Origin of the sequence: Paraneptunicella aestuarii (assembly GCF_019900845.1) — a bacterium.
In the GTDB taxonomy this organism is placed as follows: Bacteria; Pseudomonadota; Gammaproteobacteria; order Enterobacterales; family Alteromonadaceae; genus Paraneptunicella; species Paraneptunicella aestuarii.
The window spans coordinates 818,611-830,692 of sequence record NZ_CP074570.1 but is presented as its reverse complement, the minus strand read 5'-3'; the positions used below and the strand labels follow the sequence as shown (position 1 = coordinate 830,692).

Here is a 12,082-nt window from a genome sequence, read left to right as displayed (position 1 = left end):
GTTAAGCCAACAACGGAAATGTAGAACGAGAGGAAGAAATCATGAATTTAACGGCTATAGCTATTGTTGCTATTGTTTGTGTAGCTATCGTAAAGCTAACCAATACCGTTTTTCACAAGCGTAATGTCAATGCAAGACAAACTGAGAGTTCAGGGAAAGATAACAGTGAAATGCTACAGGCAATTAAGAATTTGCAAGAACGCGTTGCTACGTTGGAAAAAATCGTCACCGACGAAAAATACGATCTGAAAAAAGAAATCGAATCTTTACGCTAATACAGGCAAGGAAATGTATATGCGACCTAAGGGCTGGCGTTCAGCCCTTATTGCTCCATTACAACTCAGCAGATTTAACCTAAAACAGTATTTTCACTGCGATAGGCACCAGAATTGAAGTCACGATTCCACTTAGCCCCATCGCGACAGCAGAAAAAACCCCCGCTTCCTCATTCCGGCTCATGGCTCTGGCAGTACCAATACCATGACTTGCCAACCCAATTCCCATTCCTCTTGCCGATAAGCTTCTAATTTTCATCAAATCCAATACGAATGCGCCCAAAGCCGCACCGATAATACCGGTAATAATGGTGATGATGGCGGTTAACGAGGGTATGCCACCAATGAGCTCAGAAATCCCCATTGAGATAGGTGCGGTAACACTTCTGGGTAACAAACTCAAAATAAGCTGATGATCCAGATCGAACAAAATTGCCAAAGCATAAGTGGTCAGGATCGCAAAGATCGAACCAAGCACAACAGCAGCCATAATCGCCTTGGCATTATGAGTAATCAAATGCCATTTCTTATAGATGGGGATCGCAAGTGCAACCGTGGCAGGCCCAAGCATAAAATGAATAAATTTAGCACCGGAAAAATAGCGCTCATAATCAATATCAAAAATCAGTAATACTGATGAAACCAATATAATGCTAATCGCAACAGGGTTCACCAAAGGAAACTGATTCGACTTCTTATAGAGATAATCACCAACCAAAAATGCACCAATGGTCAGCGTTAACCAGAATAAAGGTTCGGCCTGAAGATAAACCCAAATTTGATACAAACGATCCTGTTCAGTCATGCTTATCTCCCTTTTCTTCCATCTCTCCCTTTAAGTGGCTTTTTGCTAGCCGTTTTTCCTGCGTTTTGTCTTGCACCTTCTGCATTACCCACGCGGTGAATGCAATAGTGCTACACGTTCCTACAACCAAAAGCACCAACACTTGCAACAAGGTTCCCTTAAACAAGGAAACATGCAACACGACTCCCACACCAATAGGTACAAAAAGCAGAGGTAAGTAACGCAAAATACTTTCAGAAGTAGCGATCAAATCTCGCTCGAAGGTTTCCGACAACCATCGTTTGCCAAAACGTTCTTTAGCAATAAGAAAGATAACCAGAAGAACAAGCCCGATAACCGGGCCTGGGATGGTAATTTGGAGAAGCTTTTGAATTACTTCTCCAAGCAATTGAAATAGAAAAATAAAGAAAATGGCATGCAACATGGGATTTATAAAGCCTCCACCTTAACTGCTCAGGTAATTGCAACTCCATGTTGCCTGTATTCATATTTTCAATTCAAGAACTATCACTATTCCCATTCAATGGTGGCGGGTGGTTTACCGGAAATGTCGTAAACCACCCGGGAGATACCATCAATCTCATTGATAATGCGGTTAGACACTTTACCCAGGAAATCATAAGGCAAATGCGCCCAATGAGCAGTCATAAAATCAATGGTTTCAACCGCACGAAGTGACACAACCCAGTCGTATTTACGCGCATCACCCATTACGCCAACAGAGCGCACAGGCAAGAATACCGTAAACGCCTGACTCACTTTGTTGTACAAATCAGCATTCATCAATTCTTCAATAAAGATAGCATCGGCTCGACGCAACAGATCGCAGTATTCTTTCTTCACTTCGCCCAACACACGAACGCCAAGACCCGGCCCAGGGAACGGATGACGATACAGCATGTCGTAAGGCAAACCCAACTCCAAACCAATCTTGCGCACTTCGTCCTTAAACAACTCGCGTAGAGGCTCAACCAAACCCAGCTCCATATCTTCAGGCAAGCCGCCCACATTATGGTGAGACTTGATCACATGCGCTTTGCCAGTATCAGAACCTGCCGACTCAATCACGTCAGGGTAGATAGTCCCTTGCGCCAGCCATTTTGCGTTTTGACACTTTTTCGCTTCTTCGTCGAACACTTCAACAAATACACGACCAATGATTTTACGCTTGGCTTCTGGCTCATCTTCCCCAGCCAATTGAGATAAGAAGCGATCTTCAGCGTCAACCTTAATCACATTTAAGCCAAAATGGCTGCCAAACATATCCATGACTTGCTGGCCTTCGTTCAAACGCAACAATCCGTTATCGACGAATACACAAGTAAGGTTTTTACCAATAGCACGATGTAGCAACATTGCTGTTACAGAGGAATCAACACCGCCCGACAAGCCCAGTATGACTTCGTCACTACCAACCTTATCCTTAATACGCTGGATTGCATCTTCAATAATGGATGCTGGCGTCCATAAGGCTTCACAGCCACAAATATCCAGAATAAAGTGCGCCAGAATTCGCTCACCCTGGCGAGTATGTGTTACCTCAGGGTGGAACTGTACGCCGTAGAATTGCTTCTCGGTATTGGCAATCGCCGCTAGCGGACAGCTTGCTGTTTTCGCAATACACTCAAAGCCTTCCGGCATTTCGACCACTTTGTCGCCGTGGCTCATCCATACATCCAACGCAGCCAAACCATCAGCATTCACATGATCTTCAATACGGCTAAACAGGTTAGACTTACCTATCAGCTCAATTTGTGCATAGCCAAATTCACGCTCGGTTGACCCCTGAACCTTGCCACCCAACTGTTCAGCCATGGTTTGCATGCCATAACAAATGCCCAAAACCGGCAAGCCAGCATTAAACACATACTCAGGGGCGCGAGGAGAATTCGCTTCGGTAACCGATTCCGGGCCACCAGATAAAATAATGCCATTGGGTGCGAAGTCTTTAATCTTCTCTTCATCCACATCCCATGCCCAAAGCTCACAGTAAACGCCAATTTCACGAATTCGTCTGGCAATTAATTGGGTATATTGGGAACCAAAATCCAGTATCAGGATCTTGTGCTTGTGTATGTCAGTAGTCATGGCTGTACTTATCCAAAAATCAACTAGTTTGCTATGGGACAAGAATAGCTTGCCCCAGATACTTTGCCATTCACAGATGGCGAATTATAAGTGGCGTAAAAGAATTACGCCCCGGAATGTATTAAAACTATTCACCCCAAAAACGCTTACCCTAAACGGTAATTAGGCGCTTCTTTAGTAATAGTCACATCGTGAACATGAGACTCGCCCATACCCGCAGCAGTCACTTTCACAAACTGTGGTTCCGTACGTAAGGCTTCGATGTTAGAGCATCCCGTCAAGCCCATTGCTGAGCGCAAACCACCCATTTGCTGATGCACGATATTGGCAATAGGGCCTTTGTAGGCAACACGTCCTTCAATGCCTTCAGGAACCAGTTTTTCAGCCGCTTTATCAATATGGAAATAGCGATCAGAAGAACCATGTTTCTGGTTCATCGCGCCTAACGATCCCATGCCACGATAAGATTTGTAGTAACGACCTTGGTAAAGTTCTACTTCACCAGGCGCTTCTTCTGTTCCTGCAAACATACTACCGACCATGACGCAACTTGCGCCGGCAACAATCGCCTTGGCAATATCACCAGAGAAACGAATACCACCGTCAGCGATAACAGGAATACCCGTGCCTTTCAGTGCCGCAACAGCATCAGAAACCGCGGTAATTTGTGGCACACCACAGCCTGTTACGATACGAGTAGTACAAATTGAGCCCGGGCCAATACCTACTTTAACCGCATCAACGCCAGCATCAGCCAAGGCTTTCGCGCCTTCGCCTGTTGCTACGTTACCTGCGATCAATTCCAAGTCAGGATAAGCTTCGCGTACTTCTGCGACACCGTTCAATACACCTTGCGAATGGCCATGAGAGGTATCAATCAACAGTACATCAACACCGGCTTCAACCAACAATGCGATACGATGACGGTTTTCAGGGCCAACACCCACAGCAGCGCCAACACGCAAGCGTCCCAAGCTATCTTTACAGGCATTAGGCTTACTTTCAGCTTTTTGGAAATCTTTAACGGTGATCAAACCGACCAATTTGAAGTGATCGTCAACAACCAGGATTTTTTCGATACGATGCTCATGCATCAGGAATAGCACCTGATCCGGATCAGCACCTTCCGTAACGGTTACCAAACGTTCTTTGGGTGTCATTACGCTGCTGACTTCTAACGACAGGTTTTTCTCGAATCGTAAATCACGACCCGTCACGATTCCCACAAGATTGTTGTCATCATCAACAACAGGGAAACCGGAGTATCCTAATTCACGACTTAATTGACTGACTTCTTCAAGGGTAGCATGAGGAGAAACAGTAACAGGATCAAACACAACACCACTTTCATACTTCTTAACCATACGAACGTGGTTGGCTTGCTCTTCCGCCGGCATATTTTTATGGATAAAACCCATACCGCCTTCTTGAGCAAGAGCAATTGCGAGTTGAGCCTCAGTTACCGTATCCATCGCCGCCGCGACAAGGGGAATATTCAGTTCGACATTACGAGTAAGACGAGTTTTTAAACTAGCTTGGTGAGGTAAAACTTCTGAGTGTCTAGGGACAAGTAATACGTCATCAAACGTGAGGGCTTCTTTGGCTAAACGCAACATTTCAACAACCTATAATGGGGATTTTGTTGCGGCGCAATTGTAGCGGTTTTCCCTAATCAGGTAAACTACAACAAATAATATTCTGTAAACATCTCCTTACCGAGAAAATTAATGACCAATCAAGCACGTAGCCATATTTTTACCGTCAGCAAATTAAACCGATTTGCCAAACACATTCTGGAATCCGAGATTGGTCAGATCTGGATATCGGCGGAAATATCCAACTTCGTCGCGGCAGCTTCCGGTCATTGGTACTTCACCTTAAAAGACGAACGAGCTCAAATCAAAGCAGCCATGTTTCGCAACAGCAATCGTTTAGGCAGATTCAAACCCAAAAACGGTGACAAGATTTTAGTTAGAGGCAATATCAGCCTGTACGAACCTCGTGGCGATTTCCAGCTTATCGTTTCTCACATAGAGCCGGAGGGTGAAGGCCTACTCAAGCAACAGTACGAATTCATCAAACAAAAATTAGCCAATGAAGGCTTATTCGCTCCCGTACATAAAAAACCCATTCCGGAAAATCCTAAAACCGTGGGCGTGATCACCTCATCCACCGGTGCAGCCTGGCATGACATTGTCACGGTATTGCAACGCCGTAACCCAACCATCAATATCGTGTTATATCCTAGTCAGGTGCAAGGCGAAGGCTCTGAACAGCAATTACTAAAAGCGCTACACACTGCCAATCAACGTAACGAAGTAGACGTGTTAATTTTGGGACGCGGTGGTGGCTCCATGGAAGATCTATGGAGCTTTAATGATGAACAGTTAGCTCGCGCCATCTTTCAATCCAGCATTCCCATCATTAGTGCCGTTGGACACGAAATAGATTTCACCATTGCCGATTTTGTTGCCGATGTTCGAGCGCCTACCCCCTCTGCCGCCGCTGAACTCGCTAGCGCGCCGTTACATCACACATTAGAACGCTTGCACAAACTAACTCAACGCATGCAGAAATGCAGCTTGTCTCACCTACAACATGCGCAATATCGTTATCGTATTGCGAAACAGCAACTGCAAAGCAATCACCCTCGTAGTCAGCTATTGCAACAACAGCAGCTGCTGGATAATTTGAGCCTGAACCTGAGCAGGCTTTGGCAAGACAGTTTGATGCGCAAAACCGTGGCGCTGGAAAAACAACATTCGCGACTGAGTCAGATGCATCCCAAACATCAATTAGCCGGATATCATCAACGCATCCAGTATTTGTCGGATAAACTACTGGTCAACATGACGAATCGCTTACAATCTCGCCAACAAAAACTGGGACAAGTGGCTCAACTTCTTGATACAGTGAGCCCACTCGCAACATTGGCTCGTGGCTACACTTTAACGTATAAAAATGGCCAAATAGCGAAAAACGCTGCAAACCTGAATGTAGGTGATACCATAAGTACCAGATTTAAAGATGGTGATGTGATCAGCACGATTAAATCAATATCTGAAACCTGAGCTCAGGTTATAAGTATCAGCTTGTCGTACCCAAAGTAGAGATTGCCAGCAGTTATGAGGCAAATTAGTCGTTTATTTTTTCTGTTATTGCTCAGTGCAAATGCATTTGGAACACCCAAATCTATTCCATGGGCAACCATCGACTTACCGCCGTTATTTATTCAATCCGGCAAACTGGCTCACGAAGGTATTTGTGATCTGTTGATGGACGAGTTACAAGCAGCATTACCCGATATAAAACACACTGAAACACTGTTTCCCAACTTGCGTCTAAAAAGGAAAATGCAAGCGGGTGAAAAATACTGTTACCCCTGCCTGATTCATCGCTCCACGCCTATAGGTTCAATGGTACTATCATCTCCCACCGTGGTTTATCTCCCTCATGTACTCGTGCTAAAGGAAGAAATGCGAGACTACTTTATCAAGCAATATGGCAATCCGGTTTCGTTAGAAAAACTGCTGCAATCCAACGCTTTTTTGATGGGGCAGCAATCTGGCAGGATGTTCGGTTCAGAAATCCAGAGTGTACTGGATCGTTATGTGAGTAAAGGGCTTGAAATACCCAATAATGTTGGCTCTACCACATCACTCATGATGCTGATTACTTTAAACCGGGTAGACTTCACCATTGAATACCCCAATGTATTGAATTACTTCAACAGAACCAATGAGCAAAATCTGGCCTGGCTACCCATTGAGGAAAACTCAGACCATGTCGTACTCGGTGCTGTAGGCTGTTCAGGCCCAGACAATGACGACTTCAAATATGAGGCAATTGAAAAGATAAATGCCGTACTTCCCGGAATACTGGAAAGCGAACATTATCAAAACGGTGTGAAAAAATGGTTTGAATCTGTGGATGCCAACTACATAGATAAATATCAACAATATCTACTGGCAGATGGTAAATATCACGCTAAACATTAAGCGGGATATCAATTCAGAGCAACGAGATCTAAATAACCCCAACTACGTTGCCAGGGTTATTTAAGCATTACTTTTTCTTCTTCACGTGCTTCATCAAACGCTTGCGCTTGCGCTGTTGAGACACGGTTAAGGAGTTCTTCTTACCTTCAAACGGGTTATCCCCTTCACGGAACTCGATCTTGATCGGCGTCCCCATCACTTTCAATGAACGACGGAAGTAATTCATCAAGTAGCGCTTATAAGATTCTGGTAAATCCTGCACCTGATTACCGTGAATAACCACAACAGGAGGGTTATAACCGCCTGCATGAGCATATTTCATTTTGACGCGACGACCGCGTACTAATGGCGGTTGATGCTCATCTTGAGCCGATTCCATAATACGCGTCAGGGTAGAAGTCCCAACGCGCTTGGTTGCGGCATTATAGGCTTCTTGAACTGACTCAAATAAATGCCCAACACCTGTACCATGCTTCGCGGAGATAAAGTGCAAACGCGCAAAATCAATAAAGCCCAAGCGCAGATCCAATTCGCGCTTGATGTCATTTTTTACATCAGAATCAAGACCATCCCACTTATTAACAGCCAGCACTAACGCTCTTCCCGAGTTAATCACGAACCCTAATAAGCTCAAATCCTGATCAGAAATCCCTTCGCGAGCATCAATAACCAATAAAACCACATTGGCTTCTTCAATGGCTTGCATGGTTTTAACAACGGAAAACTTCTCGACAGTGTCACTGATTTTCTTGCGCCGACGAACCCCGGCAGTATCAATCAATACATACTCTCGTTCGTCACGCTGCATGGGAATAAAGATGCTGTCGCGGGTGGTTCCAGGTTGGTCGTACACAACCACCCTTTCTTCACCCAAAATACGGTTGGTTAACGTTGATTTACCCACATTAGGCTTGCCAACAATCGCCAACTTGATAGGTAGATTCTGCAAACGTTCTCTTTGAGTTTCCGCATCTTCCTCTGTTTCAACCGTTTTTTCCGGTATGCGCATCTCTGGAAAATGGGATTCCAAAGGTTCCAGCGTACTTTCAAGCAACTGAGCCACACCACGACCATGACTGGCAGCAATATGCCACACTTTCTCGTAACCTAAACGGTAGAACTCCGCGGTTTCGCTATGGGCATCAATGCCATCAGTTTTGTTCGCAACCAGATACACAGGTTTCTGTGAAGATCGCAGGTGTTTAGCAATGCCTTCATCGGCGGGTGTCAGACCGGCTCGGGCATCAACCAAAAACAGGACGATATCAGCCTCTTCCACAGCTAATAGAGATTGACCAGCCATTGCCGCATCAATACCTTGTTCATCACCAGAGATACCACCGGTATCCACTACGATAAACTGTAAACCTTGATATTTGGCCTGACCATATTTGCGATCCCGTGTTAACCCAGGGTAATCCGCAACCAATGCGTCGCGGGTTTGGGTCAATCGGTTAAACAACGTTGATTTACCAACATTTGGGCGCCCAACCAGGGCAATCACGGGAAGCATGTTCTACTTAATCTCCAGCTCAGAGTAATACGTTATTCAGGTGTTTTGATGGCAACTAACTGACCATCGCGGGTTTGTGTGTACACCATGTTGCCATCTTCAATGGGGGCTGCGTAGATGCTTTCATCTTCGTCATCACCCCCAACGGCAACGCGTGCTACCAATTCACCGTTACTCTGAGTTAACCAATGCAAATAGCCGTATTTATCACCTACGACAATATAATCACCAACAGGTGTTGCCGACGTTAATTCACGACCACGTAAACTTATATGAGTCCAGGATTCAACCCCATTACGGCGATCCAGAGCGTAAATTTGGCTCTTGTCATCCACCACAAACAGGCTATTACCATCCAGACTTAAACGACGATAGGAACGATACTCACGTTTCCAAATCACTCGTCCACTACGTAATTCAATAGAAGCCAAAGTACCGTTGTAGGAAATGACGTAAACAACGCCCCCCAGTACCAAAGCCTGACTATCAATATCCACCATACGCTCAAGTTCGGTTGAACCCGATGCAGTAGCAATAGTTTGCTCCCAGGCAACCTGACCAGTTTCCAACAAGGTAACAGCCAATTTACCCGATGCAGTACCGACAACCGCACCACCTGCCGCAACAGCAGGTGCAGATATGCCACGCAAAGTCAGAGGCGGCACTTCAGATTCATAAACCCATTTTTCTTCGCCAGTACGAGCATCCAGACCATACATAGTGCCAGCGCCCGTGTTCACAACCACAATACCTTCGTCAACGACAGGGCTTGCCAACACTTCACCTTTCACTTTTTGCTGCCATTTCACAGCGCCAGTGTCAGTATCCAGTGCAACCACCAAGCCGTTTTCCGTACCCAGATACAGGGTTTGATAAGCCACTGTCAGGCCACCAGCGACCTTGGCTGAAATACCATCAGACCATAGCTTGGAAAAACCGGTCAGAATGCCTTCGTCACGAAACTCAGCCAGGTTAATGCTCCACACTTCCTTACCGGAAGCCTGGTCGAATGCTTTAACATCCCCTTGACGACTTGCAGCATAGACTTTGTCATAACCAACTGCGGGTTTAAGGCGAGAAAAATAGTGACGTACACCGTCACCGATTTGAGCTTCCCAAACAATTTCAGGAGTGAATTTTGGAGTTATAGGCTCCAGTTTGCGAATTTCCAATTCTTCTTCATCTTCAAACCATGTTCCCGGGTTTGCCCAGTCAGGCATAGAAGAACAACCAGTCAACATCAATGTTGGAATAAGAATTTTAAGGAGCTGTTTTCCCAGCATCATCACACTACCCTTGCTACTGTTGAGCTTTTATTTAGCTTTGTTTTTGAGCCGCTAAATCATCAAGCTTCATCTGTAGGAAATTATTATTGTTTCCTTCCGAGTTTTCCAAAGCTGCCGTATAGGCTTTTTCAGCTTCATCCAACTTACCCTGACGCTGGTAAATATCACCTTTCACTTCTTCAACAGTCCCTTTATGAGACTCAGAAGTGACTTTTTGAATACTGGCAAGAGCCGCAGAATAGTCTTCCAGTTCAGCTTGCACACGAGCTAAACGAATCAGTGCAATTTCTTTCAGAACCATTGATGATTCATTATCAACAATCCACTGCAATTGCTTGCGGGCTTCTTGCAAATCACCCTTATCTGCCGCTTCTTTTGACAAGCGGAATGCAGCCATAACCGCATATTGGGTATCCGAATTACTCTCAATAAAAGATTTCGCCTGATTAACTGCGCTATCTTCAACGCCCAGTTTTTCAACTGCTGCGTTGTATGCATCAGAGGTACGCTCTTGAGCACCAATCATCTGAGCATTGTAATAACGCCATCCCCATAAGCCACCGAAGCCTAATACCGCACCTAAAACGATGGCAGTACCGTTCTCTTTCCAGAACTTTTTAATCGCTTCGACTTGTTGTTCTTCTGTACTATATTGATCCATGTTGATCCTCTATAGGTCTCTTCGTACCTGTTATAGTCTTGTTTTATCCAACGCAGTTTTCACTGCCGATGCCAAGTCAGCTATCGCAACAGATTGTTGCTCCGCCTCAGCACGCAAGAATTTCAATGTAATAGTGCCTTGCTCAACTTCAGATTCACCAATGAGCAAAGCGATGGCTGCGCCACTTTTATCCGCGCGTTTCATCTGCTTCTTGAAATTACCGCCACCACAGTGATTCTGAATTCTCACTCCGGGTAATTCGTCCCGCAGAGATTCCGCCAGTTTCACGGCCATAATTTCAGCAGTATCGCCCGTTGCCGCCATGTAAACATCAACCGGATCAGGAATAGCCAATCCTTGTTGCTGCTCAAGCAATAGCGCCAAGCGCTCCAGTCCCATAGCAAAACCAACCGCTGTGGTTTCTTTGCCACCTAACTGAGCCACCAAGCCGTCATAGCGACCGCCGGCACACACGGTTCCCTGAGCACCTAAATCTTTGGTAACCCATTCAAAAACCGTACGATTATAGTAATCCAGTCCACGTACCAAACGCTCATTAACCTGGTATTGGATACCCAAAGCGTCTAATCGTTCACATAATTGTTGAAAATGTTCTGCTGATTCCGCATCCAGGTTTTCAGACAGCTTAGGCGCGTCAACAACGATAGCTTGAACTTCTGGATTTTTGCTATCCAGAATGCGCAGTGGATTGGTCTCCAAACGGCGCAAACTATCTTCATCCAGCTTGTCTTTGTATTGCGACAAATACTCAACCAGTTTTTCACGGTATGCCGCACGAGCTTCATTAGAACCTAAGGAATTCAACTCCAAACGCACATTGTCTGCGATACCAAACTTCTTCCACAAACGAGCACTCAACAAAATCACTTCTGCGTCAATATCAGGGCCTGCAATGCCAAAGTTTTCCACACCAAATTGGTGAAATTGACGATAACGCCCTTTTTGTGGACGCTCGTGGCGGAACATGGGCCCCATATACCAAAGGCGCTGTTGCTGGTTGTACAATAATCCATGCTCATTACCCGCACGAACACAACTGGCTGTGCCTTCAGGGCGCAAAGTCAGGCTGTCACCATTGCGGTCTTCAAAGGTATACATTTCCTTTTCCACAATATCGGTGACTTCACCAATTGAACGCTTAAACAGATCGGTGCTTTCAACAATAGGAGTACGGATTTCTTCATATCCATAGCTGGCAACAACATCTCGAATTTGTTGTTCCATCCACTGCCAAAGCCTTGATTGCTCTGGCAGACAATCATTCATTCCACGAATAGCTTGGATTGTTTTACTCACGACGTCAGATCTCTCGGGGGTTAAATACCACGTTTCAGCAAAAAGCCATGCATTATAGGGATTTTCGAGGCAAACAACAACGCTTCAAGCCCGCTAATGCGATGTAAAAACAGGTAGGGAATAGAGAGCAGCCGAACCT

The 12,082-nt window shown here is 45.3% G+C and carries 11 protein-coding genes; 3 read left to right on the top strand and 8 right to left on the bottom strand.

Translation table 11 applies throughout. The features are described 5' to 3' along the window. Positions 1–41 precede the first annotated feature (41 nt). Positions 42–275 carry a hypothetical protein gene (locus tag KIH87_RS03535; RefSeq protein WP_232360155.1) on the top strand — a complete coding sequence of 78 codons (234 nt, stop codon included), beginning with the start codon at positions 42–44 and terminating at the stop codon, positions 273–275. 79 nt (positions 276–354) lie between these two features. Here KIH87_RS03535 and KIH87_RS03530 read toward each other — a convergent pair whose 3' ends face one another. From KIH87_RS03530 to guaB, 4 genes are all read right to left on the bottom strand, one after another. Further along, entirely contained in the window at positions 355–1,080 is a 726-nt protein-coding gene (locus KIH87_RS03530; protein WP_232360154.1) for an LrgB family protein, read from the bottom strand. Next, positions 1,073–1,504, bottom strand: coding sequence for a CidA/LrgA family protein (locus KIH87_RS03525; RefSeq protein ID WP_232360153.1), 432 nt, complete (start codon positions 1,502–1,504; stop codon positions 1,073–1,075). Before KIH87_RS03525 ends, KIH87_RS03530 begins: the two co-directional genes overlap by 8 nt. Positions 1,505–1,590: 86 nt before the next feature. After that, a complete protein-coding gene (gene guaA, locus KIH87_RS03520) occupies positions 1,591–3,168 on the bottom strand; it encodes a glutamine-hydrolyzing GMP synthase (protein WP_232360152.1) in 1,578 nt (525 codons plus the stop codon). Between the two features lie 146 nt (positions 3,169–3,314). Continuing rightward, complete coding sequence (guaB, locus tag KIH87_RS03515) at positions 3,315–4,784, bottom strand: IMP dehydrogenase (RefSeq protein ID WP_232360151.1); 1,470 nt, start codon at positions 4,782–4,784, stop codon at positions 3,315–3,317. Between the two features lie 111 nt (positions 4,785–4,895). On the opposite strand from guaB, the gene xseA reads away from it, so the two are divergent. Further along, positions 4,896–6,239: an exodeoxyribonuclease VII large subunit gene (xseA, locus tag KIH87_RS03510; protein ID WP_232360150.1), complete on the top strand. Its 1,344-nt coding sequence runs from the start codon at positions 4,896–4,898 to the stop codon at positions 6,237–6,239. 54 nt (positions 6,240–6,293) lie between these two features. Further along, the gene (locus tag KIH87_RS03505; protein WP_232360149.1) at positions 6,294–7,166 is read left to right on the top strand and encodes a hypothetical protein; all 873 of its coding nucleotides are present in this window, start codon (positions 6,294–6,296) and stop codon (positions 7,164–7,166) included. Positions 7,167–7,233: 67 nt separating this feature from the next. On the opposite strand, the gene der is transcribed toward KIH87_RS03505, so the two are convergent. The 4 genes from der to hisS are packed head-to-tail and all read right to left on the bottom strand — an operon-like array spanning position 7,234 to position 11,943. Beyond that, positions 7,234–8,679 (bottom strand): ribosome biogenesis GTPase Der, encoded by a 1,446-nt coding sequence (gene der / locus KIH87_RS03500; protein WP_232360148.1) that lies wholly within the window; start codon positions 8,677–8,679, stop codon positions 7,234–7,236. A 32-nt stretch (positions 8,680–8,711) separates the two neighbouring features. Next, positions 8,712–9,965 (bottom strand): outer membrane protein assembly factor BamB, encoded by a 1,254-nt coding sequence (bamB, locus tag KIH87_RS03495; protein WP_408635786.1) that lies wholly within the window; start codon positions 9,963–9,965, stop codon positions 8,712–8,714. A 31-nt stretch (positions 9,966–9,996) separates the two neighbouring features. Then, positions 9,997–10,626: a YfgM family protein gene (locus tag KIH87_RS03490; RefSeq protein ID WP_232360147.1), complete on the bottom strand. Its 630-nt coding sequence runs from the start codon at positions 10,624–10,626 to the stop codon at positions 9,997–9,999. A gap of 30 nt (positions 10,627–10,656) precedes the next feature. After that, complete coding sequence (gene hisS / locus KIH87_RS03485; protein WP_232360146.1) at positions 10,657–11,943, bottom strand: histidine--tRNA ligase; 1,287 nt, start codon at positions 11,941–11,943, stop codon at positions 10,657–10,659. Positions 11,944–12,082 lie beyond the last annotated feature (139 nt).